The sequence below is a fragment of the Yeosuana aromativorans genome (assembly GCF_014646655.1).
Taxonomy (GTDB): Bacteria; Bacteroidota; Bacteroidia; order Flavobacteriales; family Flavobacteriaceae; genus Yeosuana; species Yeosuana aromativorans.
The window spans coordinates 314,357-339,362 of record NZ_BMNR01000002.1 but is presented as its reverse complement, the minus strand read 5'-3'; the positions used below and the strand labels follow the sequence as shown (position 1 = coordinate 339,362).

Below are 25,006 nucleotides of genomic sequence, written 5' to 3'. Positions count from 1 at the left end.
AAACTCTTGGTTTTTCATCTGGTTTTGGGCGCAGCTATTTTTGTATTTAAACCACTTGCTACTTTATATTTTTTTTTCATAATTGCTTTTTTTAGTTATAAAATACTAATGGTTTCTAAAAAAAGAAAGTCTTTTTACGTATTGGTTGCTTGTGCCTACATAGTGGGTGTTGAAGTTTTTTTGAGGATGAACGGCGGGACTATATTTTATGAGGCCAGTAAATATTTGGTGATTGTGTTTATTTGTATGGGTCTTGTTAGTAATAGCTTTAGCAATAAATCATTGGTTTATGTATTGTATTTATTGCTTTTAATACCCGGTATTTTTGTAGCGGTTGCTGATATGGGGTTTGATACCAATATCAGAAAGGCTATCGCTTTTAATTTAAGTGGACCTGTGTGTTTGGGCATTTCGGCTATTTTTTGCTATAAGCGCACTATTAGCTTTAGACAGATACAAACTGTTTTGGATGCTTTTTTATGGCCACTAGTTAGCATGTTGGGCTATTTGTTTTTATATACACCAAATTTAGAATCTGTTATTACGGGAACAGAGTCTAATTTTGCAACATCTGGAGGGTTTGGACCCAATCAAGTAGCAACAGTTCTGGGAATCGGTATTTTTATCTTAACGGTTCGTTTTTTTATGTATAAAACCTCTTTTTTTATAAAGGTTTCTGATTTGATTTTATTGGGTTTATTTGTTTTTAGGGCTATTATTACCTTTAGTAGAGGTGGTGTACTTACAGCCTTGCTTATGATTTTGGTTTTTATAGCTCTATATTATCTAAAAGTTAACCTTAAAACAAAACTTAAATTAAAAGGGTATTTGTTGGTCTTTTTGGGGCTTATAGCCATTACATGGTTTATAAGCTCAGTAAAAACGGGAGGTTTTATAGATAAGCGCTATGCCAATCAAGATGCAGCCGGAAGAGAGAAAGACGATGTAACCACAGGTAGAACTGATTTGGTTGAATTTGAGTTTGCTGAATTTATTGACAATCCGTTTTTAGGAATAGGCGTTGGCAAAGTGAAAGAAGAACGCTTAGATGAAACAGGTGTAGTGGCTGCCTCTCATAATGAAATTAGCCGGATTTTTGCAGAACATGGACTTTTGGGGGTATTAGCATTTTTGATATTATTGATAACACCTTTGGTTTTTAGATTAAACAATAAAACAAACCTATTTTTTTACTCGTTTTACTTGTTTTGGCTGTTCACAATTAATCATTCTGCCATGCGAATAGCGGCACCAGCCTTTATTTATGGGCTTTGTTTGTTAAATATTTCATATGAAAACACTTCTGTACATAGGAAACAAATTAGTCAATAAAGGATTTACAGCATCCTCAATTGATGTACTTGGTCCTCTATTGGAAGCAGAAGGCCACAAGATGTATTATGCTTCGTCTAAATCCAATAAAATTTTAAGGTTTTTAGATATGTTCATGGCTGTACTAAAGTATAGAAATCAGATAGATTATGTATTAATTGATGTCTATAGTACCATGAATTTTTTGTATGCTTTTGGAGTAAGTCAATTGTGTAGATTTTTGAAATTGAAATATATACCGATATTACATGGTGGTAATTTGCCCAACCGATTAGATCAAAATCCAAAGATGAGTCAGTGTGTTTTTGCTCATGCCCATAACAATGTAGCACCGTCACGATACATCCAGTTTGAATTTAATAAGAGAGGATTTTCAAATGTGTTTTGTATACCAAATGCTATTCAAATCAATCAATATCCCTATCAGACTAAAGTATTTGATTCTATAAATTTGCTGTGGGTGCGGTCCTTTTCTAAAATATACAATCCGCTTTTGGCCATAAAAATTTTAAAAGTATTCAAAGACCAAAGTGTCCGTGCATCACTTTGTATGGTTGGGCCAGATAAGGACGGTTCTTTAGAAACTACAAAACAAGAAGCTAAAGCATTAGGTTTTGATGTGATCTTTACTGGGCAATTGTCAAAAGCAGAATGGACAAACTTAGCGGTTAATTACAATATATTTATCAATACTACTAATTTTGATAATATGCCTGTAAGTGTTATTGAGGCTATGGCGTTGGGATTGCCTGTAATTTCAACCAATGTTGGTGGAATGCCATTTTTAATAGCACATGAGACAGATGGTATTTTGGTTGCACCCAACTCTGAAAACGAATTTGTTAAAGCTATTAAACAATTAATAGACCATCCAAATTTCGCAAATGAATTGGCAATCAACGCCAGAAAAAAAGTTGAACAGTATGATTGGGATGTTGTTAAGCACAAGTGGTCAACACTATTGCAATAATTATGTATCTCATACCAATTTACTTAGTATCTTTATAGCCTCTCAAACATTCATTTAAAATGTCTAATAACAGTATTCACTTCAATATTTCTGAGCGTAAAGTCTTGCTTCGTATTTTTGATATTACGTTTACACTTGCTTTGTTGTACTTGGTGAGTATGATTTTTGCTTTTGATTATTTTACTATCAATAAGGAAAATTGGACATGGGTTTTTGTATTGGTTGTTTACTTGACAATCTTTGGGACCATTTTTGAATTATATGACCTGCAGAAATCCAGTAAGTTAGATAAGATTATTCCCAGTATAGTACTTACAGTTTCAGTAACGGCTTTATTTTATTTTTTAACACCGTTCTACACCCCAGTTCTGCCTGATAACCGATTGCAAATCCTATTTTTTTATTTTGCCATTCTGTTGGCCATCTTTATATGGCGTTGGTCCTACATAACGTTCATAGCGTCGCCCCGGTTTTACAAACAAGTGCTCTTGGTTGGGGAAACCACAAATATAGCATCCATTGTTCATGCGTTTAAGGATTCTGACCCTAATTATAAAATTGTTGGGTTTATAAATTGTGAGGGCGATCAACATCAGTCTGTTGAATTTTCAGGTGTTGAGCAATACAGACCTCAAGATATTCATGCAATTATTAAGGAAAAAGGCATCTCAGAAATTGTTGTGGCCAGTTATAATTCTGAAAGCATTACCTCAGAAATTTACAATGATTTAATCACCTTATTGGAATCTGGATTTCCAATAAAGGAATACACGCAAGTATATGAAGATATGACACAACGGATTCCCGTACAATTTGTTGGTAGGGATTTTTACAAATACTTTCCATTTAGTAGAAGCAACCACAACAAAATGTATTTGTTTTTTCACCGTATTTTTGATATTGTGATTTCTCTTATTGGTATTTTGATAGGATTGTTATTACTGCCATTTATCTTAATAGGTAATCTTATGGCAAACCGAGGGCCTCTTTTTTATATACAAGAACGGGTTGGAAAAAATGGTGCTCTATTTAAAATGATCAAGTACAGAACCATGATAAAAAATGCCGAAACCAATGGTGCCGTATGGGCTAAAAAAAATGATATTAGAATCACCTCTTTTGGGCGGTTTTTAAGACATACCAGATTGGATGAAATTCCTCAATTCATCAATATTTTAAAAGGTGAGATGAGCTTAATTGGTCCTAGACCAGAACGTCCTGTTTTTGTCAAGGAATTATCAAAAATATTACCTTTTTATGAAACACGGCATATTATTAAACCAGGATTAACCGGGTGGGCTCAAGTTAAAACACGCTACGGATCATCAATTGATGATAGTTTATTGAAGTTGCAGTATGATTTGTACTATATCAAGCACCGAGGTTTTTTTATGGACATCAACATTCTTATAAAAACCTTAACCACCATGTTCTATTTTAGAGGACAATAGTTTTTTGTTAAAATATCCTATTAAATAAATATATCTTATTAACAAAGCTATTAAGAATGGAATCAATCCTATGGCAAATTCTTGAATGCCAATAATCCAATGCAGTGTTAACAGGCATAGCATAATCACCAAAAACTTAAGATATTTAATAAACCAAGCTTTGACTTGTTTTCTGAACAGTTGACGTAAAACTAGGATGTTTAGCGCAAAAGCCCAAAGCAAATTGTAATTTTGATGCGTCGCTTTGTGGTCGGTTGCAAACCAAAGCAAAAGGATCATAACACCTATGATTCCGGTTAAGCTGAATAAAATGACATCCAACCAATTGGTTCTTCGTTGTTTTTTATAATCATTGTAAGTAACTAAAAGGATTATTAAACCAATTAGACCAAAAATAGCTAAAGGACTGGTTAAAAAAGTATTGTCTGCTTTAGTTTTAGTTTTTTTATAAAGTACATGGGTTTCTTTCACCAATTTTTCACCAGAATTGGAAAAAGTTGCATTTGCAAAGAATTCAAATATATATTTTGGCAAAAACATGTGTTCATAAGGTGTTGCTGTTTTATCGATGACCGAACCCAAAGCCAAATCAATACCTAGACTTCCCCATGAATTCCTGTTCAGGTTGTCTTGAATAAGGTGCCTGAATGTTTGCGCTTTTAACCCTTCAGGCGTATTGAATTGTATGTTTTCATTTGAGGTGGTTTCTAGAACATCCCTGATTTTGGTGGCACAATTATCATAAAAGAAATCGTATAAATAGAACTTGTTTTCGGGTTTTAGGTTGTTGACCAAATAGTTAAAAAGCTTTTGTTTATCATCCTGGTTTATGTTCAAAACTTGCTCCCTTACCGTTCTGTTTTGCCATTTGTAAAAATCTATAAAATCATAAAAGCGACTGCTCCCAATGGAATAATTTAATTTGCCCCTGGCAAAATTCAAGTAAAAGTGAGGTGCCTCAAAATCAAAACGGCCATAATCAAATACGGCATCCAGATTTCTGGAAGGATCTTTTATTCTGAAGGCGTTATGCCCAAAAGCATCATTTAAATCCTTTCCAGGATCAATGGTAAGAACACTGACAGTAGCGTTATGTGACAAGGTATAGGTTTGTGCCTTTGCTGTTATAACAACCAAAAGACTTAAAATGATAAGTAGTTTTTTTTGCACGAATATTGTATAAATTATCTAAAAATACTAAAATCCAATTTTAATGAAAACACATTGGAATATAAGGCCACACTTTGGTCACCTATATCGGTAAAGGCGTAATCTATCTGGATACCGTTATATTTAAAACCAACGCCAAAACTGGGCTGAAACGTCAATTGCTCGGTATTGTCAATTTGTAGTTCATTTTGGAAATTGCCAACGCCCGTGCGCAAATAAACCATATCAATATAGCCAAACTCAAACCCCAAAGCAGGATTTACACTAGCAAACGATGATGAAAAGACATCATTGTTCTGCTCAAAACGCACATTTAAGTTCAGAGCTGTTTCCAGAGTATAGTCATAATGGAAGGTCATTTTTTTTGAAATCCCAATCTGTAACTTTGGTATGGTAATCTCGGTAGTTTCGGGCAGTTCTTGGTTTTGTCCTTCTACCGCATTCTGTACTTTTGCAAATTCATCCTTGTTGATACTCCAAGCATTAAAAGTGGTGGTAATATCCCGTGCCATCACGCCAAACTTCCAGTTGTTGCTGCTTTCAAATTGAACACCTAAATCTAAACCAAACCCCCATGACGATGCAAAATTTCCAATAATGCGCCTAATCACTTTAGCGTTTACACCGTAATTAAGCCCTTCAACCGGTAGTTTTCTGGCGTATGAAAACGTGAGTCCGTAATCGGCAGTTGAGAACAGACTGATTCTGTCATAATTAATGTTTCCTTGGTCATCTATAAGTTGGGTGGTGTTTAAAATATCATCAACCGCAAAACGGATCAAAGAAATACCCACAGCACTTCTATCATCTAATGGCATAGCGTAGGCAGCATAATCATAATTGGCAATACTGGCAAAGTAACTGGAGTGCATCAAGGCCAGCTGGTTATCTTCAAGGTTCAGTAATCCGGCAGGATTCCAATACCCAGAGTTTACATCAGCGGTTTGGGCGGTAACCGCACTGCTCATTCCTAAAGCTGCGGCATCAACCCCAATATTCATAAACTCATTGGAGTATTTGCGCACGGTCTGCGAAAACACCGTTGAGGTTATAATGCAAATTAAAATGGTAATGACCCTTTTCAATTGTAAATTTTTTACAAATATGCACATAATTTATTAGCTATAAACTTGAAATAAGAACAGATATTGTTTGATACTTGTTTTATACCAAATAAACCTCAAAATGATTAATTAAATCTGTTTCTATTTCCTTTATTTTTCAGCATAAAATAAAACCATAACTATGGCTATGCTTATATTTTCTGTTTCATCTAAAGAAAATATAATTCAAATTTATTATCAATCATTTTAAAATTCATTTGGCATTAGACGGAAATTGTTTGTTATTTTTACAGTATTCAAATATCAATACATGAAGAAATATATCCCAAATACACTCACGCTCTTAAATTTATTCTGTGGAAGTATCGCCATTATTTTTGCTGTTAACAATAATTTTGTGGCGGCTTCTGTTTTTGTTTTTCTAGGAATATTTTTTGATTTTTTTGATGGTTTTTTTGCCAGAAAATTTAATGTTCAGGGTGAATTGGGTGTTCAGCTTGATTCGTTGGCTGACATGGTGACCAGTGGCGTGGTCCCTGGAATTTTTATGTTTAAACTATTGTCTTTGTCTATTCATGACCCTGGGTATCAATCCATGGCCGATGAGTGGAATGTCGTATTACATTTTGAAGGCATACCTTTTTCAATCATTCCGTTTATGGGTTTTTTTATTATATTGGCGTCTGCCTTTAGGCTTGCTAGATTTAATATTGACGAAGACCAACAAAGCTATTTTAAAGGGCTTCCTACACCCGCAAATACATTATTGATTATTTCATTGCCATTGATTATTGAATTTCAAAACAGCGATGCGATGAATGCTATTATTTTGAATCAATGGTTTTTAATTGGTTTAACACTATTGAGTTGTTATCTATTGAATTCAAACATTAAATTGTTTGCCCTGAAGTTTAAGGATTGGGGATTCAAAGCCAACGCCACACGATATGTGTTTATCATATTGTGTGTGCTGTTTTTAATTGTATTTCAGTTTGCAGCCATCCCACTCATTATTTTAGTGTATGTAAGTATGTCATTACTAGATAGTGTGCAATTAAAATAATATAGGAAGATTATATTATTGTCTAATCTTCTTTTTGCGAAGTTCAAAATTCTGACCTAAATAGACTTTTCTAACCAACTCATCATTGGCCAATTCTTCAGGAATACCGGCTTTTAAAATACTGCCTTCAAACATTAAGTAGGTTCTGTCTGTAATAGCCAAGGTTTCTTGAACGTTGTGGTCTGTTATTAAGATGCCAATATTTTTTTTGGTCAATTGGGCTACAATCCTTTGAATATCTTCAACAGCTACTGGGTCAACACCAGCAAAGGGCTCATCCAGCAAAATGAAACTAGGGTCGGTTGCTAGGGCACGTGCTATTTCTGTTCGTCTGCGTTCGCCTCCCGAAAGTAAATCACCACGGTTTTTTCTAATATGGCTCAATCCAAATTCCTCAATAAGCGATTCCATTTTTTCATGCTGCTCTTTTTTGCTCAGCTTGGTCATCTGCAGAACGCTTAAAATATTGTCTTCAATACTCAATTTTCTAAATACGGATGCTTCTTGAGCCAAATAGCCAATACCATTTTGCGCACGTTTGTACATGGGGTATTTGGTGATTTCGGTTTTATCAAGGAATATATTGCCGCCATTGGGTTTTATCAAGCCTACAATCATATAAAAGCTGGTTGTTTTTCCAGCACCATTTGGGCCAAGCAAACCTACAATCTCTCCTTGATTGACTTCAAGGGAAACGTTTTTTACAACTTTACGCCCACTGTAGGACTTCATTAAATTTTCGGCTCTTAAAATCATATGTTATATAATGAACGCTAAAAATAGTAAATTACTATAGACTATTTTAAAACAATCTTTTAATATTGGTTTAATCCTGTTGTTCCAAAGCATCCCAAAACTCATAGGCCCGACGTAAATGAGGAATTACTATGGTGCCACCCACCAAGGTAGCTATACTTAATGCTTCAACAACTTGGTCTTTGGTCAAGCCTAATTTATAACTGGTTTCCAAATGGTACTTTATACAGTCATCACAGCGCAGTACGGCAGAGGCAACAAGTCCTAAAAGTTCTTTGGTTTTGGTATCCAAAGCGCCTTCTGTATATGCATTGGTATCTAAATTGAAAATACGTTTGATGATTTTGTTATTATCAGACAGTATTTTATCGTTCATTTTTGAACGATACTCATTAAATTCGCTAACTATATCAGACATGCTTTTTTTCTCTTCGTTTTTGGTTTCTAATTACAATTCTTGAAATAAGAATACTTGCTTCATATAAGATGAGAATTGGAATGGCCACAATAACTTGACTGGCAACATCTGGTGGTGTAATAACTGCAGAAACAACCAAAACCACTATCAAGGCATATTTTCTATACGTTCTCAAAAATTCAGGGGTTACCAGACCTATTTTGGTCAAAAAGTAAATGATTATTGGTAATTCAAACACTAAGCCTGAAGCTAAAACCGAAGACCTAATGAGACCAATATAGCTACTTAAATCAAAATCATTATGGACTTCACTACTGACTTGATAGGTGCCAAGAAAGTTGATGGATAACGGGCATATCACATAATATCCAAACAGCACGCCAATAAAAAACAATAATGAAGAAACAATGATAAATCCTCTGGAATGTTTGCGTTCATTTTCATGCAAGCCTGGGCTGATAAATTTCCATAATTGATATAGTACATATGGAAACGCAATCACAAATCCGGAAGTTATAGCTGTCCAGATATGAGCAGAAAACTGTCCGGACATGGTTCTACTCTGGATTTCAAAAGGCAGTTCAGTAAAACAAAAGTTTTCCATGCCTAAGTATTTTGAAGCTTTGCACAACAATTCGTAAGTGATAAAACTTGCTTTTGAAGGCCCAAAAATCAGTACATCAAAAATAAATCCTTTAGCAATAAATGCTCCTGTAGCCGCTATGGTGATAGCTACAACCGATTTAATTAAGTGCCATCTCAATTCCTCAAGATGATCCAAGAATGACATCTCACTGATATTCTTCTTTTTCTTTGCCATTATATAATACCTTCTTTTATTAAATCGTGTAAATGAACTACGCCAGCGTATTTTCCATCTTCTTCAACCAAAAGTTGTGAAATCTCATGTGATTCCATAATGTCCATGGCATCAATGGCCATAGCATTGGCATCAATACGTTTTGGGTTTGCACTCATGATATCTTTTGCAGTAAGTGTGGAAATATTATCCACTTTACTTAACATTCTACGTAAATCACCATCCGTAATGATACCGATTATTTTGTCATTTTCAACCACTGCAGTAACACCTAGCATTTTTTCGGTGATTTCAACAATGACCTGTTTTATGGATGTATCTGCGGTGACCTGTGGTTTTTGGTTCACCGAAGACAAATCGTGAACTCTCAAGTACAATTTTTTCCCCAAGGCGCCACCGGGATGGTATTTGGCAAAATCTGTACTTGAAAAACCTCGTAATTCCAATAAACAAACGGCCAGTGCATCACCTATTACCAACTGTGCCGTTGTACTTGTGGTAGGAGCCAGGTTGTTTGGGCAAGCCTCTTTTTCTACATACGCATTCAGTACATAATCTACTTGTTGACCTAAATACGAATCCTTATTGCCCGTAATGGCAATCATTTTGTTCTTTGAACTTTTTATAAATGGCACCAACACTTTTATTTCTGGGGTATTGCCACTTTTTGAGATAAAAATAACCACATCATCTTCAAGAATAAGTCCTAAATCACCGTGAATGGCATCTGCTGCATGCATAAAAATGGCCGGTGTTCCTGTGGAATTTAAAGTTGCAACAATTTTGGTTGCAATAACAGCACTTTTTCCTATACCGGTAATGATTACGCGTCCTTTTGACTGGTATATAAGGTTTACAGCATCAGCAAAATCATCATTGACCAATTTGGATAAATTTAAAATAGCCTGACTTTCCATTTCAATGGTCTGCTTTGCCGTTTTAATAATAGAATTGTTGCTTTTCAAAATTTAATATTTTTTTTGGTTGATGCTTTTAAAGATTTTACTATCTTTAATGTTAGCCAAATTAATATTTATTTTAATTTGATTTTTCGGTTACAAAACTAACGAAAAAAACGAGGGTTCTCTAAATTCACAACTAAATTAATTGATAGTAATAGAATGTTTGGTGTGTTTTTATTTGTGTAATTTAATTTTTTAATACATTTCATGTTGACAACAAAAAGTGACTTGCATTCAGCACTAAAAAAATACTTTGGGTTTAATAAATTTATGGGTCTACAAGAAGGTGTTGTAGACAGTATCTTATCAGGAAATCACACATTCGTAATTATGCCAACTGGCGGAGGGAAATCCCTCTGTTACCAGCTTCCTGCACTCATGCAAGAAGGAACGGCCATTGTAGTATCTCCATTAATCGCTTTAATGAAAAACCAAGTGGATGCCATTCGTGGTATTTCAAATGAGGAAGGTGTAGCACATGTGTTGAATTCGTCATTAAACAAAACGGAAATTAAACGCGTAAAAGAAGACATTGTTAATGGTATTACCAAGCTGTTGTATGTAGCTCCTGAATCGCTCACAAAAGAAGAAAATGTAGACTTTTTGCGCTCAGTAAAAGTATCGTTTATGGCTATTGACGAAGCCCATTGTATTAGTGAGTGGGGACATGATTTTAGACCAGAATACAGAAACTTAAGACATATAATTTCCCGTATAGGGGATAATATTCCCATTATAGCTTTAACCGCAACGGCCACCCCAAAAGTGCAGGAAGATGTTATCAAAAACCTAGGTATTACGGGCGCCAATACGTTTAAAGCATCTTTTAACAGGCCAAATTTGTATTATGAAGTTCGCCCGAAAACCAAATCGGTTGATGCGGATATTATTCGTTTTATCAAGCAAAATCAAGGCAAATCAGGAATTGTTTATTGTTTGAGTAGAAAACGCGTTGAGGAATTGGCTCAAGTGCTACAGGTTAACGGTATCAATGCCGTGCCGTATCATGCAGGATTGGATGCCAAAACCAGAACCAGCCATCAAGACAAGTTTCTTATGGAAGATGTGGACGTAGTTGTGGCTACCATTGCCTTTGGTATGGGAATTGACAAACCAGATGTCCGATTTGTAATCCACCATGATATTCCAAAAAGTATTGAAAGCTACTATCAAGAAACGGGTAGGGCAGGACGTGATGGCGGTGAAGGTCACTGTTTGGCGTTCTATTCTTATAAGGATATTGAGAAGCTGGAAAAATTCATGTCAGGTAAACCTGTTGCCGAGCAAGAGATAGGTCAAGCGTTGTTACAAGAGGTTGTGGCGTTTGCTGAAACATCTATATCTAGACGTAAGTTCATTTTACATTATTTTGGAGAGGAATTTGATAATGAAACCGGAGAAGGTGGTGATATGGACGATAATGTGCGCTTCCCCAAAAAGCAGCATGAAGCCAAAGACGACGCCAAACTTCTAATAGAAACCATACAAAACACCAATGAAAAATATAAATCCAAGGATTTGGTGAATGTTATTGTTGGAAAAGAAAATGCCTTAATAAAATCGCACAAAACCAACGAACAGCCCTTTTTTGGAAAAGGAAGCTCCCACGACAATAAGTATTGGATGGCGTTGCTTAGACAACTTTTGGTTGCCGGATACCTTAAAAAAGACATTGAAACCTATGGTGTTATAAAATTAAATGACTCAGGTAAGGCTTTTATTAAAAACCCAACGTCTTTTATGATGACCGAGGATCATATTTTTGACAGTGACCAAGATGAAACTAATATTATAACTGCCTCAAAAGGTGGTGGTGCTTCAGCTGATGAAGTGTTGTTGGGAATGCTCAAGGATTTACGTAGAGCCAATGCCAAAAAACTTGGTGTACCGCCATTTGTTATTTTCCAGGATCCTTCATTGGAAGATATGGCTTTAAAATATCCGATGAGCATGTCCGAACTTGCCAATGTACATGGTGTAGGTGACGGAAAGGCCAAAAAATATGGAAAGGATTTTATCGAATTAATTTCAAAATATGTTGAAGAGAACGATATTATTCGTCCTGATGATTTAGTGGTAAAGACCACAGGAAGCAATTCTGCCATAAAATTATACATCATTCAAAATATTGATAGGAAATTACCACTTGATGATATAGCATCTTCAAAAGGTATGACCATGAGTGAGTTTATTAAAGAGATGGAAGCCATTGTGTATTCAGGAACCAAGCTCAATATCAATTATTGGATTGATGAAGTGCTTGATGAAGATCAACAAGAAGAAATCCATGATTATTTTATGGAATCAAAAACCGATAATATTGATACGGCCATTAAGGAATTTGATGGTGAGTATGATGATGAAGAACTGAGGCTGTATCGTATTAAATTTATCAGTGAAGTAGCCAATTAAATTCATTCCTCTATTTAAACCTTCTTACTTAGAACTTAGTTTTCTATATTTGCAACTTCAATAAAATATAGAACTATGCAAGACGGATTATACGCAAAATTCAACACCACCAAAGGTGAAATTTTAGTCGCTTTAGAATATAAAAAAACACCAGGAACAGTTGGTAATTTCGTGTCCTTGGCTGAAGGTAATTTAGAAAACGCTGTAAAACCCCAAGGGACTCCTTATTATGATGGCTTGACATTCCATAGGGTCATTCCTGATTTTATGATTCAAGGTGGTTGCCCACAAGGAACCGGAACCGGAAACCCAGGTTATCAGTTTGATGATGAATTTCATGTAGACCTCAAGCATGATGGTCCTGGCGTGTTATCCATGGCCAATGCAGGTCCGGGAACCAATGGAAGCCAATTTTTTATCACGCATGTTGCTACACCATGGTTAGATAACAATCATACCGTTTTTGGAAAAGTGGTTGAAGGACAGGATGTCGTGGATGCTATTGTTCAAGGTGATAAAATAGAACGTTTGGAAATTATTAGAGTTGGTGAAGCCGCCAAAGCCTATAATTCTGTTGAAGCCTTCAGAACGTTTGAAGGCGCTAGAGAGAAAAAGCTAGCCGAAGCCAAAAAAGCAGCCCAAGCCGAATTGGATAAGTTGGCCAAAGGTTTTGAAGAAACCAAAAGCGGATTGCGTTACCAAATTATTCAAAAAGGAACTGGTAAAAAAGCAGAAAAAGGCAATATGGTATCGGTTCATTACAAAGGACAATTAGCAGATGGAACTGTGTTTGATTCGTCTTATAAAAGAAAGCAACCCATAGATTTTCAAGTCGGCGTCGGACAAGTAATACCTGGTTGGGATGAAGGCATCATGTTGTTGCACGTTGGCGATAAAGCCCGTTTTGTCATACCAAGTGATTTAGGGTACGGCAGTAGAGGAGCTGGAGGTGTTATTCCACCAAATGCCACTTTGATATTTGATGTAGAACTTATGGATATTAAATAATTTAAAATTTATTTTAAATATTGAAGCACTTCAAATGAAGTGCTTTTTTTATATTTATACATGACAAATTCAGAACTAGAATTATTAAAATATCCTATTGGTAAATTTGATTGTCCCCAAAACATAAACAGTGGACATATTGAGGGATGGATCTCCATATTGGAACATTTTCCAAACCGATTGGAACAGTTGGTAAAAGATTTAAACGCAGAACAATTGGATACGGTTTACAGACCTGGCGGTTGGACGGTTAGACAGGTTGTTCACCATGTTTCAGACAGTCACCATCATAGTTATGCGCGTTTTAAATGGGCCTTAACAGAAGACAAGCCTGTAATTAAAGCCTATTATGAAGATCGTTGGGCCGAATTATTTGACTCAAGAACAGCACCAATAGACATGTCCATTCTGCATCTTAAAGCCATTCATTTTAAATTGGTGTATTTGCTAAAAGGCTTGTCCGATGCAGATTTAAACAAAACCTTCATACATCCTGAAACAAATAAAGAAGTGTTGTTGAAACAGAACATAGGCATATATGCTTGGCATTGTAATCATCACTATACACACATTGAAAATTTGTTAAAACGTAACCAATGGATTTAAAATGATTCGTTCCGTAAAAATTTCTGATGCTCAAAGCATCCTTGACATTTATAATCATTATGTTTTAAATACGGTTGTTACGTTTGATTTAGAGGTATTATCACTTAATGATTTTAAGGCAAAAATAAATAGTATAGTTCCACAATATCCGTTTTTGGTTTATGAGGAAAACAATGAAATTTTAGGCTATGCTTATTGCAGTAAGTTTAGACCCAAACCTGCTTATAACCAGACAGTAGAATCAACGGTTTATGTGAAACAAGGCGAGCACGGCAAGCAGATAGGCACAAGGTTATATGCTGAATTGCTTAGACTGCTAAAGTTGGATAACTATCACGTAGTACTGGGCGTATTGACCTTGCCCAATGAAAACAGTGTGAAACTTCATGAAAAATTTGGGTTTAAACAAGTGGCCCATTTAAAGGAAGTAGGCCTGAAGTTTGGAACATGGCAAGACGTTGGTATCTGGCAATTAACGCTTTAACTACTGTTTCCATTTAATGTTACAACCTATGCTTGGTTTTTGAATGGATGTGTTTTCCTTACCTGCAATCAAGCAATCCAATGCATGCCGTAAATCATGTCCGGTAACGGGAATGCCGTTTCCTGGACGAGAGTCATCCAGTTGACCTCTGTAGATTAACTTTAAACCAGAATCAAACACATATAAATCAGGTGTGCAAGCTGCGTCATACGCTTTAGCAACTGTTTGGGTTTCGTCATACAAATACGGAAAAGGATACTGCTCTTTTTCGGCATGTGTTTTCATCTTATCCGGACCGTCTTGCGGATAGTTAGCCACATCATTACTTGAAATAGCCACAAACCCTATGCCTTGTTTTGAGTAGGTATGAGCTATGTTGACCAATTCGGTATTAACGTGAATGACGAATGGACAATGGTTGCATATAAACATGACTACGGTTCCTAATTTACCTTTAATGTCATTGAGATTTAGCGTGTTTCCAGAAACGGTATCCAAAAGCGAAAAATGAGGTGCTTTTGAGCCTAAAGGAATCATGTTTGAAGGTGTATTGGCCATATTATAAAGTTTTGTGCTAAGTTCGGGATTATTTGTATTTTTAAAAAATGAACGACACCATAACTTTTGAGGATTTTACCAAAGTCGATTTGCGAGTGGGTACTATTATTGAAGTCCATGATTTTCCTGAAGCTCGACAACCAGCGTATCAACTTACAATAGATTTTGGCGATTTGGGCATTAAAAAATCATCAGCTCAAATTACTACGCTTTACAAAAAGAATGACCTATTAAACAGGCAAATTGTAGCCGTGGTTAATTTTCCTAAAAAACAAATAGCCAAATTTATGAGTGAGTGTTTGGTGTTGGGTGCTGTGAATGGGAATGATGTGATACTTTTAAACCCAGAAACCAAAGTTAAAAATGGGACTGTAGTTTCTTAACTAAGAAATAAAAAAACCGCTTTTAAGCGGTTTTTTTATTTCAAATTTCTTAAATATCATCAAAATCGATATCGGTGAAACTTTCAGGAGATTTTGCGACTTCTTCCTCAACATTTGTGTCCGTTTCGTATTCTTTTTTAAAATCTTTTTGGTGACGCTCACTGATTACTTCATCACCTTTTTCTTTGATGATATAGTCGGTCATTTCAGCTAAAATATCCTTAAACTCCTCAAAATCTTCTTTATAAATGTATATTTTATGCTTTTTATAGTGAAAAGAACCATCGTCATTAGTAAACTTTTTGCTTTCAGTGATTGTCAGGTAATAATCTTCAGCTTTTGTTGATCTTACGTCAAAGAAATATGTACGTCTTCCGGCTCTTAATACTTTAGAAAAAATATCCTCTTTCTCCATCATGTCATTTGTATTCATAGTTGTATTAAAATTAATTTGAGTTATCATTTATGTTTATCAAAAATCTAAAAAAAACCGTTACCAACCAACAAATAATTAATATTCTTTTATATTCTGTTTGTTTTCGTCGATTTTTAAAATGAAATCAGAAATAATATGAATAATCATTAATTGGAGGATTATGGCTTGCTGCTGGATGTTTCACTTGATTGCTTTAAAAACAGGTGTTTATAATAGCCATCAATTTGCAACAGGGTTTCATGGGTGCCTTCTTCTACTATCTTGCCATCATCAAGCACAATGATTTTATCCGCATTTTTAGCAGAAGAGACTCTGTGCCCAACAATAATGTTGGTTTTTCCTTTTGAAATAGTGTTGATATTTTTCAATATTTTTTCTTCTGTTTCAGTATCAACGGCAGAGAGGCAGTCATCAAACAGTAATATTTTTGGATATTTAATAAGCGCTCTTGCAATGGATATACGTTGTTTTTGTCCACCAGAGAGCGTGATGCCGCGTTCACCTAATATAGTATCATAGCCTTTATTGAACTTGGTAATATTTTTGTGCACTTGCGCTAATTTAGCTACTTGTATCACCTCCTCATCAGAGGCATCTTCTTTTCCAAATTTGATATTGTTCTTTATGGTATCAGAAAACAAAAAGGCATCTTGCGGCACATAGCCAATATGATTTCTTAAATCATTTAAATTATGCTTGTTAATTTCAATGTTGTTGATTTTAATGGAACCGCTGTCAATATCGTAGAGGCGGCCGATTAAATCCAATATTGTGGATTTTCCAGATCCGGTTTTGCCAAGAATGGCTAAAGTCTCACCATCCTTAATGGTAAAACTAATCCCTTTTAAAGCATTGATATTGGTGTCATCATACGTAAAGGATACATTATCAAACGTGATGTCTCCTGTAATGTCTGTGTGTTCTAAAACCGTGTTTTTTATTTCAGGCTCCGTTTTTAAAAATTCATTAATACGCTTTTGCGAAGCCTCTGCTTGTTGCACAATGGAGGTGACCCAACCAACCGTAGCAACCGGCCAAGTGAGCATATTGACATAAATGATGAATTCTGCAATGGTTCCTAAACTGTCTATTTGTCCATTTACATATTGCCTGCCACCAATGTAGATAACCACTAGGTTACTAATTCCAATAAGTAAAACCATTAAAGGGAAGAAAAGTGCTTGAACCTTGACCAAGTCTAATTGTTTTTGCTTGCTAGTGGCCGATAGGTCATCAAAGTTACGGGATGTTTTAGGTTCAATACCATATGCTTTGATAACAGAAATACCACTGAATGATTCTTGGGTAAAAGCAGACAATTTTGATAAATATTGTTGTACAACCGTACTGCGTTTGTGTATTTCCCTACTCAAATTATAAATAGCTATTGATAGAATGGGCAAGGGAATGATTGTGTAAAGCGTTAAAGTTGGCGCTTCATTAAACATGTAGATTAAAGCAATAACAAACAGTGTTACGGTATTGATACTGTACATAAGGGCTGGCCCTACATACATACGAACCCTGCTCACATCCTCACTTATCCGGTTCATTAAATCCCCTGTTCGGTTTTTTTTGTAAAAGTTCAAAGAGAGTTTTTGATAGTGTTCATACACTTCGTTTTTTAAGTCAAACTCAATGTAACGAGATACATTAATGATAGTCTGCCGCATTAAAAACGTAAAAAGACCGGCAATAAGCGCGGCTCCAATAATGTAGAGGATAATTTCAAAAAGTTCTGCTTGAAACGTACTGTTTCCAGACTCTAACCCATTTTTATATTTGTCAACAACCGAAAAAATCTTTTTGACATATCTAGGTGTAAAGAGCAGAAAAATTCGAGCTATGATTGTTATGATAACACCAACAATAAGATGTAATTTGTACTTTAATAAATATTTATTTAGATGCTGTAATTCTTTCATTTACAGGAGAAACGTTTATTTGTTTTATTTTGAAACAATAAGTTTACAGCACAAAGATACAGCAATAAAATCAATAAGAATGGCGGATTGGCCATGATACGTGTTAAAAATAAGCCAAAATATTTTTTGACAATAAAACACCAAATAAGGGCATGTTCTTTTTAAAATAGTATTATTTTTGCCGTGGAAAAGTTAAATTCCGTAGTCTTAAAAAAATTAAATAAAGTTCTTTGTACATATGCTAAACAGAAGACATATTAGGGTAAAAGTTATGCAGACCATTTATGCTTTCAAAGGGAATGAAAGTGACGATTTTAGTAAAAACCAGAAGTTTTTGTTGTTTAGCATTGATAATATGTACAATCTTTATCTCTTGTTGATATCCCTTTTGATTGAAGTTCAAAAAAGAGCGGAAGACCATCTCCAAAAAAAGCAACAGGCGCACTTGGCAACCAGAGAAGATAAAGACCCAAACAGAAAATTTGTAAACAATCAAGTGTTGCAACTTATCAAAGAAAACAACGCCCTAAAGTACCAACTTGAGATTCACAAAATAAACAATTGGGAACTGGACAGTGAGTATGTTGACATTATTTTTAGAGCCATTATGGGCAGCGATTTGTATAAAGATTATATGAAGACCCGTGTGTCTGATTTCAAGGAAGACAAAGAATTTATTGTTGATATTTACAAAGAGATCATTGCGCCAAACGATAAACTTTATGACTACATTGAAGATAAAAATTTAACATGGCTTGATGATTTACCTACCGTAAACACAACTATTTTAAAACTGCTCAGAAAAACAAAACCAAGTGCTTCAGACAGCCATTTTACACCAAAATTGTATAAAGATCAAGAAGATAAGCAATTTGCAATAGATTTATTTAAAAAAACCATTCTCAATAAAACGGCCCTTAATGGAGAGATTGAACAGAAAACCCAAAACTGGGATTCTGATAGAATAGCCACTGTGGATTTTGTTTTGTTGCAAATGGCTATTTGCGAGCTGCAAAATTTTTCATCAATACCCGTAAAGGTGACCATGAATGAATATCTGGAAATAGCCAAGGAATACTCTACTCCCAAAAGCAGCATATTCATAAATGGTATTTTGGACAAGCTGGTCAAGGAATATGAAGCAGATGGAAAATTGACAAAAATAGGGCGAGGATTGATGTGATTTTCTGTTAAAGAAACCTTTAAAAGTTTTTAATAGATTAAATAATTGCTATTTTTACAACCCAAATAGTAAACTGTTTATTATGAAAAAATTAATATTAGGATTAGGAGCCTTATGCTTGATAGCCTTTACATCATGTAAAGATAATGCTGCTAAAAAAGTTGATGAAAAAAATGTTGCTGTAGCTGCAGAAAGAGATGCCAACTCATCAAAATTCCCAATTCTTCAATTTGAAGAAACCGAACACGATTTTGGTGAAATTGAAGCCAGAAAACCTGTTGAAACGGTTTTTAATTACAAAAATGTCGGCGATGCCCCATTGGTTATTACCGATATTAAAAGTTCATGCGGCTGTACGGTTCCAAAAGATTGGTCAAGAGAGCCTTTGGCACCAGGAGAATCAGGAAAATTCACTGTAAGATATAATGGTAGTGGTGCTAACAAAATAACAAAAACCATAACGGTTACTGCCAATACAGAAAAAGGAAAAGAAGTGGTTAAGATCATGGCTTTTGTCAAACCAGATCCAAATACAACCAATACAACAGGACACTAAACTTAAAATATGGAAAATATGGGACAATTTTTGCCGTTTATTCTAATGTTTGTTGTGATCTATTTTTTTATGATAGCACCACAAATGAAACGCGCTAAAAAAGAAAAGAAATTTGCTGCCGAATTAAAGCGTGGTGACAAAATAGTTACCAAAAGCGGACTGCACGGTAAAATTTTAGAATTAGGTGAAAAAGATAATACCTGTATTATTGAAACCATGTCAGGAAAAATTAAGTTTGAACGTTCTGCCATTTCCATGGAAATGAGCAATGCGTTAAACGCTCCTGCCAAGGCCAAATAGTCAAACAAATACATCAAAATTTTAAAAGCTTCCAATTTTTGGAAGCTTTTTTGTTTAGCAGTTTTTGTATTTGTCATTCAATCCAATTCCAGCCAGAATCATGGGCACAATTTTTTCTAAGCGCGATGTAACGGTTGCCTCACGTTTGGCCGTGTCAATATATTCACAATAGTCCTTTTGCTTATAGGGAGGGAGTGATTTAAAACAGGAATACAGCGCCTCATTATTTTTAAACTCCTGTTTTAACGCTTCAGGAATAACTATGGTTTTGGTTTTTTCTGGTTTGATTTCCTTTCCTAGCTTTTGATTTTGGATGGCTTCTTTTATATAAGCCAGAACCGCATTTGTATTTATGTCATCAACAGATTCAAACCGCATTTGGCGAAGCCCTTTTGTTTTTTCTTGAGCGGTTACCAACAGGTTTTTCTCGTCTTTTAAAAACACGCCGTTAAAAAACCAAATACCAAAATGATGCTTAAAGGCACCCATGCCAACCACGTTTTTGCCATCAATGGTATAAACTGGCGAGTTCCATTTAATGGTCTCAACCAACTCCGTTTTTTCAATAATGGAACGTAGCAGATTGAGCCCGTCACTAAAATGATGATGCGATTCAATATAGTCGTCTACAGAGTTTATTTTTGGCATTTTTTTGAGGTTTAGTTTAACGTTATGTATTAAAATCTACTAGGTTTTCCGAAGAAAAATCAGGACTAATTTATGATGATTCCCATAGAAGCACTTTAGTGAAAAATTAATATGGTTTTACTTGGTTTTTACCACAGTATTTTGTTGCCTACAATTATTTAAATCGTTTGTATATTGAGTACCTTTTTTCGTTTCCAAATTCTAAAGTTTCTTTCACTAGCTTTTTTATTTTTAAATAATATGGTTTGGATAGATAAATTCCGTCTTTTTTGAGAACAAGAAATTCATCTTTTAAATATTCATCTCTTATTTTTTTGTCAAGATGTTCTTTGTCTTTAGAAATTTTTCGATAAACTAATAAAGAATCTTTTATGATTTTCCACTGTCCGAATTCTTTTTTATTATAATAGATATACTCTTTGTTAAAAGTCAGAAACGTATCGCTTTTTTCGTCGGATTCAATAATTAGAGGTTCTTTATTCTCGTCGGACATTTTCTCCTCAAGGGTTCTTAAGTCAATTCCTTTTTCATATTTCCATGTTCCAATAATCAGTTCAGATTTTTTCTGAGCATAACAACATAAAAATCCGAAAATAAATATTATTAGAAAGGTGTTTTTCATAGTTGTAGGCAACTATTATGATATGAAATCGTTTTTTAATGTTTAATATCAGATGTTACAAGTTCAGTACAGGTAAACTAAGGTAGCTGATTTATTTTATAAATTCAAGTTAGGCTTTTTTAGCCGTCAATTCTGCAATCTTACAAATCACCTCGGTAGCTTTAATCATACTTTCAACTGGCACATACTCATAACGCCCATGAAAGTTATGGCCACCTGCAAAAATATTGGGACAAGGCAAGCCCATATAACTGAGTTGGGAACCATCTGTTCCGCCACGAATGGCTTTTATCAAGGGTTTTATGTGGAGCTGTTTCATGGCCTCTTCGGCAATATCAACAATATGCATCACGGGTTCTACCTTTTCTTTCATGTTGTAGTATTGGTCCTTTATTTCGGTTGTAATCACTTCTCTGTCATATTGAGCATTCAGCTCTTCGGTCAATTTTTTCATAACTTCTTTTCTGGCTTCAAAATGCCCGCGATCGTGGTCCCGAATAATATATTCAAGTTGAGTTTCATCCACTTCACCTTTTATGGAACATAAATGGAAAAAGCCTTCATACCCTTCAGTGTGCTCGGGGGTTTCCATACGTGGCAATGAATTGATGAATTCTTGGGCAATGTACATGGAGTTAATCATTTTGCCTTTGGCATATCCTGGATGAACAATTTTACCTTTTACCTTAACAACGACACCTGCCGCATTAAAATTTTCATATTCCAATTCACCTATCTGGCTACCATCCATGGTATAGGCCCAGTCTGCCCCAAACTTTTTAACGTCAAACTTATGGGCACCGCGGCCAATTTCCTCATCGGGCGTAAAGCCAACACGGATGGTTCCGTGTTTAATTTCTGGATGCAGGATTAAATATTCCATAGCTGAAACGATTTCACAGATACCTGCTTTGTCATCAGCACCTAAAAGGGTGGTTCCGTCAGTAGTGATGAGGGTTTGCCCTTTGTAGAGGTGTAAATCTTCAAAATAATCAGGTGATAAAACAATGTCTTGTTCGGCATTCAGAACAATATCCTTGCCATCATAATACTCAATAATTTGCGGTTTTACATTGGTTGCCGTAAAATCTGGCGACGTGTCAAAATGTGCTATAAACCCAATGGTTGGCACCTTATGATCCACATTGCTTGGTAAAGTAGCCATGATGTATGCGTTTTCATCAATAGAAACGTCTTGCATACCAATAGTTTTGAGTTCATCAGCAAGCTTGTTGGCTAAATCCCATTGTTTTTTGGTACTTGGGGTACTTTTTGAGTTTGGATCAGATTGTGTATCTACCGTTACATAACTAACAAATCGTTTTATAATGTGGTCTTTTGAAATCATAGGAGTTTTTAGTTTTTTGTGAGTATTTGGTTAGATTTATAAGTTTACAGTAACACCAAAAATACAATTATTAATTTTTTTGTCTTTTGAATTGCCTGATTTTTTATTTAAAACTATTTTTGCACAAATTATACCTGATGTACAAATCGATAATCCGACCTATTTTATTTTGCTTTGATCCTGAACAAGTACATCATTTTACATTTTCACTGATTGCTTTCATAAACAAAATTCCAGGTGTTCCACAATTGATAAAGCGACTCTATGCTATTGAAGACAAAAGATTGGAGCGTAAAGTGTTTGGTTTGACCTTTAAAAACCCAGTAGGATTGGCGGCCGGATTTGACAAAAATGCCGTGTTATATAATGAGCTATCAAACTTTGGATTTGGGTTTATTGAAATTGGTACCGTTACACCAAAGGGACAACCAGGGAATCCTAAAAAACGATTGTTCCGTTTAAAAGATGACCAAGGCATTATCAATAGGATGGGTTTTAATAACCTAGGTGTTGAAGCGGCTATTCTACAGCTTAAAAAAAATAAAGGAAACCTTATTATTGGTGGAAATATTGGTAAAAACACCAACACCAAGCCTGAGGATTATACTAAGGATTATTTAGACTGTTTTAATGCCCTGCATCCGTACGTGGATTATTTTGTATTGAATGTTAGTTGCCCCAATGTGGATAGTCATGCCAAATTAAACGATAAGGACTATTTGGAAGAACTTATTGGTGCTGTACAAAGTGCCAATAGAACATTCAGTAAACAAAAACCGATACTTTTAAAGATAGCTCCAGACTTAAATACCCATCAGTTGGATGAAATCATTGAATTGGTAATTAAAACCAAATTGGATGGTGTAATTGCTAGCAATACCTCCGTTAACAGAAGCGAGTTAAACGTATCACAAGAGCGATTACAAGCTATTGGTAATGGCGGATTGAGTGGCCAACCTATTAAAGACAAAAGCACACAGGTTATTAAATATCTTTCAGAAAATAGCAAAAAAGCATTCCCCATTATTGGAGTAGGTGGTATTCATTCTGCAAAAGATGCTTTGGAAAAGATTCATGCTGGAGCTGATTTAATCCAAATATATACAGGCTTTATATATGAAGGACCAAAACTGGTCAAAGATATCAATAAAGCCTTGCTAAATCAAAACTAAAATCTATTTCACAAGTTTTTTTACAAGTATTGAAGTCTTATTTTTTAAAGTCATCAAATAAGTTCCAGAATTTAAACGACTGACATCAATGGGCTGATTAGTAACACTTCCATTAAGAAAAACTTGACCCATAGTATTTGAAATAGTATAAGTCATAGCTTCATCAGAATTATTGGACTTGACAAAAATCAAACCATCTGTAATAGGGTTAGGGTACGCTTTAATACTTATACTAGAGGCAGTCTTAGATACATTGGTATTTGTTGGGCTGTCCGAATACTTGCTTTTTGTAGTTTGAAAGTAGGCATACATACGAGCCAGTTGCTGTTTTGAAAAATGATCCCTGCAACCTTTCATGGAGTACGACATGATGTTGTGGGTATCTGGATGATACAACTCCCCATTGGCATCTGTTACGGTACCTGTGTATCTGCAAAAATTATTGACATTATTATAAGTTAATCCAGGATCGGCAGGCGTATCGCAAATTTGATCACCTTCAGATGAGCAATTGGAACCATCCACTAGTTCACCAGTGAGCTGATCAGCACTTATGCCATGTGTATGAATTAACGAAAAGAAATGCCCTAATTCATGTGCTAACGATGAATCATTTGTTGAACAACTATTTCGCATGATGATAGCATCAGAACGTTTTTCAATTTGTGTATAACCGCAAATGCTTTCATCAGCATCATTCTCAATATGGTCTGTAAAATAAATATTGACTACACCTGAAACATTGTGAGCGTCAAGCATAGCAGTTTCATCCTTTGAGTGAAAGTGATATAAACGGTTATCATCAATATACTCTATGTCTTCAGCCAAAACAAACGTCATCAAAGCATCAGCAAACAGCGTGTTTACATTGGCAATGGCATCTTCAAGTTCTGAAACACTTAGGCCGCCGGTTCCGTTGGATGTTCTTATAATATGGGCCTTGATTGGTATAGAACTTTTAACTACAGATGATTTTGATTGTGAACCTTTTGATGTTGAAAATGTAGCTTCGTATTTTTTTAATTCAGGTTTTAAAGCATTAAAATATTGCAATGTTTTTGCTGTTGTAATGGTACCACAACCAATTTCCTTGGGAATTTGAGAATACAGATGAGAAGAAATCGATACGAGTATCGAACAGATTATGACGTTGTATTTGATATTAAAGATTTTCATGTGGGGCGAAAAACGTTAATCAAATGTATTTGATAATCAGGCAATGAAATAAAAAAAACGGTAAGTTGCTGTTTTAATCGTTTTATAAACAAATTGAAGCTACAACCATTAAAAAATTAAATAATCAAAGGTTGTTATGTTTTCTGTTTCAATAATATTATTTTTATCATCCTATTTTTATAG

26 protein-coding genes are annotated in these 25,006 nt (G+C 35.0%); 13 read left to right on the top strand and 13 right to left on the bottom strand.

The window, feature by feature from the left end:
* Positions 1-108 precede the first annotated feature (108 nt).
* From IEW94_RS04800 to IEW94_RS04790, 3 genes are read left to right on the top strand one after another with little or no spacing between them, the layout of a single operon-like run.
* Positions 109-1,332 (top strand): O-antigen ligase family protein, encoded by a 1,224-nt coding sequence (locus IEW94_RS04800; protein WP_229669451.1) that lies wholly within the window; start codon positions 109-111, stop codon positions 1,330-1,332.
* Entirely contained in the window at positions 1,292-2,302 is a 1,011-nt protein-coding gene (locus tag IEW94_RS04795) for a glycosyltransferase family 4 protein (protein WP_188650563.1), read from the top strand. Before IEW94_RS04800 ends, IEW94_RS04795 begins: the two co-directional genes overlap by 41 nt.
* Positions 2,303-2,361: 59 nt before the next feature.
* The gene (locus IEW94_RS04790) at positions 2,362-3,753 is read left to right on the top strand and encodes an exopolysaccharide biosynthesis polyprenyl glycosylphosphotransferase (RefSeq protein ID WP_188650561.1); all 1,392 of its coding nucleotides are present in this window, start codon (positions 2,362-2,364) and stop codon (positions 3,751-3,753) included.
* Here the strand turns inward: IEW94_RS04790 and IEW94_RS04785 are convergent.
* Both IEW94_RS04785 and IEW94_RS04780 read right to left on the bottom strand, forming a co-directional pair.
* Entirely contained in the window at positions 3,721-4,923 is a 1,203-nt protein-coding gene (locus IEW94_RS04785) for a lipoprotein N-acyltransferase Lnb domain-containing protein (RefSeq protein ID WP_188650559.1), read from the bottom strand. The two genes, IEW94_RS04790 and IEW94_RS04785, sit on opposite strands and share 33 nt — an antisense overlap.
* 14 nt (positions 4,924-4,937) lie before the next feature.
* Positions 4,938-6,008, bottom strand: a complete 1,071-nt coding sequence (locus IEW94_RS04780; RefSeq protein ID WP_444545771.1) for a putative type IX sorting system protein PorV2 — start codon at positions 6,006-6,008, stop codon at positions 4,938-4,940.
* Positions 6,009-6,297: 289 nt separating this feature from the next.
* Between IEW94_RS04780 and IEW94_RS04775 the strand changes: the two genes are divergently transcribed.
* Positions 6,298-7,050 (top strand): CDP-alcohol phosphatidyltransferase family protein, encoded by a 753-nt coding sequence (locus tag IEW94_RS04775; RefSeq protein WP_188650554.1) that lies wholly within the window; start codon positions 6,298-6,300, stop codon positions 7,048-7,050.
* A 15-nt stretch (positions 7,051-7,065) separates the two neighbouring features.
* Here IEW94_RS04775 and lptB read toward each other — a convergent pair whose 3' ends face one another.
* From lptB to IEW94_RS04755, 4 genes are all read right to left on the bottom strand, one after another.
* Positions 7,066-7,806 (bottom strand): LPS export ABC transporter ATP-binding protein, encoded by a 741-nt coding sequence (lptB, locus tag IEW94_RS04770; RefSeq protein WP_188650552.1) that lies wholly within the window; start codon positions 7,804-7,806, stop codon positions 7,066-7,068.
* Between the two features lie 70 nt (positions 7,807-7,876).
* A complete protein-coding gene (locus IEW94_RS04765) occupies positions 7,877-8,224 on the bottom strand; it encodes a carboxymuconolactone decarboxylase family protein (protein WP_188650550.1) in 348 nt (115 codons plus the stop codon).
* Complete coding sequence (gene tatC, locus IEW94_RS04760) at positions 8,217-9,044, bottom strand: twin-arginine translocase subunit TatC (RefSeq protein ID WP_188650549.1); 828 nt, start codon at positions 9,042-9,044, stop codon at positions 8,217-8,219. Before tatC ends, IEW94_RS04765 begins: the two co-directional genes overlap by 8 nt.
* Entirely contained in the window at positions 9,044-9,961 is a 918-nt protein-coding gene (locus IEW94_RS04755; RefSeq protein ID WP_373286594.1) for a KpsF/GutQ family sugar-phosphate isomerase, read from the bottom strand. Before IEW94_RS04755 ends, tatC begins: the two co-directional genes overlap by 1 nt.
* 252 nt (positions 9,962-10,213) lie before the next feature.
* On the opposite strand from IEW94_RS04755, the gene IEW94_RS04750 reads away from it, so the two are divergent.
* The 4 genes from IEW94_RS04750 (at position 10,214) to IEW94_RS04735 (ending at position 14,516) form a co-directional block, all read left to right on the top strand.
* The gene (locus tag IEW94_RS04750) at positions 10,214-12,418 is read left to right on the top strand and encodes an ATP-dependent DNA helicase RecQ (protein WP_188650545.1); all 2,205 of its coding nucleotides are present in this window, start codon (positions 10,214-10,216) and stop codon (positions 12,416-12,418) included.
* Positions 12,419-12,493: 75 nt separating this feature from the next.
* On the top strand, positions 12,494-13,426 hold the full coding sequence (locus tag IEW94_RS04745; RefSeq protein WP_188650543.1) for a peptidylprolyl isomerase: 933 nt from the start codon (positions 12,494-12,496) through the stop codon (positions 13,424-13,426).
* A gap of 60 nt (positions 13,427-13,486) precedes the next feature.
* Complete coding sequence (locus tag IEW94_RS04740; protein ID WP_188650541.1) at positions 13,487-14,032, top strand: YfiT family bacillithiol transferase; 546 nt, start codon at positions 13,487-13,489, stop codon at positions 14,030-14,032.
* Position 14,033: 1 nt separating this feature from the next.
* Positions 14,034-14,516 carry a GNAT family N-acetyltransferase gene (locus IEW94_RS04735; RefSeq protein WP_188650539.1) on the top strand — a complete coding sequence of 161 codons (483 nt, stop codon included), beginning with the start codon at positions 14,034-14,036 and terminating at the stop codon, positions 14,514-14,516.
* On the opposite strand, the gene IEW94_RS04730 is transcribed toward IEW94_RS04735, so the two are convergent.
* A complete protein-coding gene (locus tag IEW94_RS04730) occupies positions 14,517-15,074 on the bottom strand; it encodes a thioredoxin family protein (protein ID WP_188650537.1) in 558 nt (185 codons plus the stop codon).
* A gap of 47 nt (positions 15,075-15,121) precedes the next feature.
* Here IEW94_RS04730 and IEW94_RS04725 point away from each other — a divergent pair, with 47 nt between their 5' ends.
* Complete coding sequence (locus tag IEW94_RS04725; RefSeq protein ID WP_188650535.1) at positions 15,122-15,457, top strand: tRNA-binding protein; 336 nt, start codon at positions 15,122-15,124, stop codon at positions 15,455-15,457.
* 49 nt (positions 15,458-15,506) lie between these two features.
* On the opposite strand, the gene IEW94_RS04720 is transcribed toward IEW94_RS04725, so the two are convergent.
* Positions 15,507-15,890: a PUR family DNA/RNA-binding protein gene (locus IEW94_RS04720; RefSeq protein WP_188650533.1), complete on the bottom strand. Its 384-nt coding sequence runs from the start codon at positions 15,888-15,890 to the stop codon at positions 15,507-15,509.
* Positions 15,891-16,051: 161 nt separating this feature from the next.
* Complete coding sequence (locus IEW94_RS04715; RefSeq protein WP_188650531.1) at positions 16,052-17,818, bottom strand: ABC transporter ATP-binding protein; 1,767 nt, start codon at positions 17,816-17,818, stop codon at positions 16,052-16,054.
* Between the two features lie 238 nt (positions 17,819-18,056).
* On the opposite strand from IEW94_RS04715, the gene nusB reads away from it, so the two are divergent.
* From nusB to yajC, 3 genes are all read left to right on the top strand, one after another.
* Entirely contained in the window at positions 18,057-19,001 is a 945-nt protein-coding gene (gene nusB, locus IEW94_RS04710) for a transcription antitermination factor NusB (RefSeq protein ID WP_229669450.1), read from the top strand.
* Between the two features lie 82 nt (positions 19,002-19,083).
* Complete coding sequence (locus tag IEW94_RS04705; protein WP_188650529.1) at positions 19,084-19,557, top strand: DUF1573 domain-containing protein; 474 nt, start codon at positions 19,084-19,086, stop codon at positions 19,555-19,557.
* A gap of 9 nt (positions 19,558-19,566) precedes the next feature.
* A complete protein-coding gene (gene yajC / locus IEW94_RS04700; protein ID WP_188650527.1) occupies positions 19,567-19,857 on the top strand; it encodes a preprotein translocase subunit YajC in 291 nt (96 codons plus the stop codon).
* Positions 19,858-19,911: 54 nt separating this feature from the next.
* On the opposite strand, the gene IEW94_RS04695 is transcribed toward yajC, so the two are convergent.
* The 3 genes from IEW94_RS04695 to pepT form a co-directional block, all read right to left on the bottom strand.
* Complete coding sequence (locus IEW94_RS04695) at positions 19,912-20,505, bottom strand: YdeI/OmpD-associated family protein (RefSeq protein ID WP_188650525.1); 594 nt, start codon at positions 20,503-20,505, stop codon at positions 19,912-19,914.
* A 154-nt stretch (positions 20,506-20,659) separates the two neighbouring features.
* Complete coding sequence (locus IEW94_RS04690) at positions 20,660-21,127, bottom strand: hypothetical protein (protein WP_188650523.1); 468 nt, start codon at positions 21,125-21,127, stop codon at positions 20,660-20,662.
* Positions 21,128-21,236: 109 nt separating this feature from the next.
* Positions 21,237-22,475: a peptidase T gene (gene pepT, locus IEW94_RS04685; RefSeq protein WP_188650522.1), complete on the bottom strand. Its 1,239-nt coding sequence runs from the start codon at positions 22,473-22,475 to the stop codon at positions 21,237-21,239.
* Positions 22,476-22,612: 137 nt separating this feature from the next.
* Between pepT and IEW94_RS04680 the strand changes: the two genes are divergently transcribed.
* On the top strand, positions 22,613-23,647 hold the full coding sequence (locus tag IEW94_RS04680; protein ID WP_188650520.1) for a quinone-dependent dihydroorotate dehydrogenase: 1,035 nt from the start codon (positions 22,613-22,615) through the stop codon (positions 23,645-23,647).
* 3 nt (positions 23,648-23,650) lie between these two features.
* Here the strand turns inward: IEW94_RS04680 and IEW94_RS04675 are convergent, their stop codons facing one another.
* A complete protein-coding gene (locus IEW94_RS04675; RefSeq protein ID WP_188650518.1) occupies positions 23,651-24,823 on the bottom strand; it encodes a zinc-dependent metalloprotease in 1,173 nt (390 codons plus the stop codon).
* Between the last annotated feature and the right edge of the window lie 183 nt (positions 24,824-25,006).

Bases quoted from the DNA above. Each gene is read 5' to 3' on its own strand.
- IEW94_RS04705 (WP_188650529.1), top strand. From the start codon at position 19,084: ATGAAAAAATTAATATTAGGATTAGGAGCCTTATGCTTGATAGCCTTT.
- IEW94_RS04725 (WP_188650535.1), top strand. From the start codon at position 15,122: ATGAACGACACCATAACTTTTGAGGATTTTACCAAAGTCGATTTGCGA.
- IEW94_RS04750 (WP_188650545.1), top strand. From the start codon at position 10,214: ATGTTGACAACAAAAAGTGACTTGCATTCAGCACTAAAAAAATACTTT.
- IEW94_RS04755 (WP_373286594.1), bottom strand. From the start codon at position 9,961: ATGGAAAGTCAGGCTATTTTAAATTTATCCAAATTGGTCAATGATGAT.
- IEW94_RS04720 (WP_188650533.1), bottom strand. From the start codon at position 15,890: ATGAATACAAATGACATGATGGAGAAAGAGGATATTTTTTCTAAAGTA.
- IEW94_RS04745 (WP_188650543.1), top strand. From the start codon at position 12,494: ATGCAAGACGGATTATACGCAAAATTCAACACCACCAAAGGTGAAATT.
- yajC (WP_188650527.1), top strand. From the start codon at position 19,567: ATGGAAAATATGGGACAATTTTTGCCGTTTATTCTAATGTTTGTTGTG.
- pepT (WP_188650522.1), bottom strand. From the start codon at position 22,475: ATGATTTCAAAAGACCACATTATAAAACGATTTGTTAGTTATGTAACG.
- IEW94_RS04680 (WP_188650520.1), top strand. From the start codon at position 22,613: ATGTACAAATCGATAATCCGACCTATTTTATTTTGCTTTGATCCTGAA.
- IEW94_RS04715 (WP_188650531.1), bottom strand. From the start codon at position 17,818: ATGAAAGAATTACAGCATCTAAATAAATATTTATTAAAGTACAAATTA.
- IEW94_RS04790 (WP_188650561.1), top strand. From the start codon at position 2,362: ATGTCTAATAACAGTATTCACTTCAATATTTCTGAGCGTAAAGTCTTG.
- nusB (WP_229669450.1), top strand. From the start codon at position 18,057: ATGCTAAACAGAAGACATATTAGGGTAAAAGTTATGCAGACCATTTAT.
- IEW94_RS04775 (WP_188650554.1), top strand. From the start codon at position 6,298: ATGAAGAAATATATCCCAAATACACTCACGCTCTTAAATTTATTCTGT.
- IEW94_RS04740 (WP_188650541.1), top strand. From the start codon at position 13,487: ATGACAAATTCAGAACTAGAATTATTAAAATATCCTATTGGTAAATTT.
- IEW94_RS04695 (WP_188650525.1), bottom strand. From the start codon at position 20,505: ATGCCAAAAATAAACTCTGTAGACGACTATATTGAATCGCATCATCAT.
- IEW94_RS04675 (WP_188650518.1), bottom strand. From the start codon at position 24,823: ATGAAAATCTTTAATATCAAATACAACGTCATAATCTGTTCGATACTC.
- IEW94_RS04730 (WP_188650537.1), bottom strand. From the start codon at position 15,074: ATGGCCAATACACCTTCAAACATGATTCCTTTAGGCTCAAAAGCACCT.
- IEW94_RS04765 (WP_188650550.1), bottom strand. From the start codon at position 8,224: ATGTCTGATATAGTTAGCGAATTTAATGAGTATCGTTCAAAAATGAAC.
- lptB (WP_188650552.1), bottom strand. From the start codon at position 7,806: ATGATTTTAAGAGCCGAAAATTTAATGAAGTCCTACAGTGGGCGTAAA.
- IEW94_RS04800 (WP_229669451.1), top strand. From the start codon at position 109: ATGGTTTCTAAAAAAAGAAAGTCTTTTTACGTATTGGTTGCTTGTGCC.
- IEW94_RS04795 (WP_188650563.1), top strand. From the start codon at position 1,292: ATGAAAACACTTCTGTACATAGGAAACAAATTAGTCAATAAAGGATTT.
- IEW94_RS04690 (WP_188650523.1), bottom strand. From the start codon at position 21,127: ATGAAAAACACCTTTCTAATAATATTTATTTTCGGATTTTTATGTTGT.
- IEW94_RS04735 (WP_188650539.1), top strand. From the start codon at position 14,034: ATGATTCGTTCCGTAAAAATTTCTGATGCTCAAAGCATCCTTGACATT.
- tatC (WP_188650549.1), bottom strand. From the start codon at position 9,044: ATGGCAAAGAAAAAGAAGAATATCAGTGAGATGTCATTCTTGGATCAT.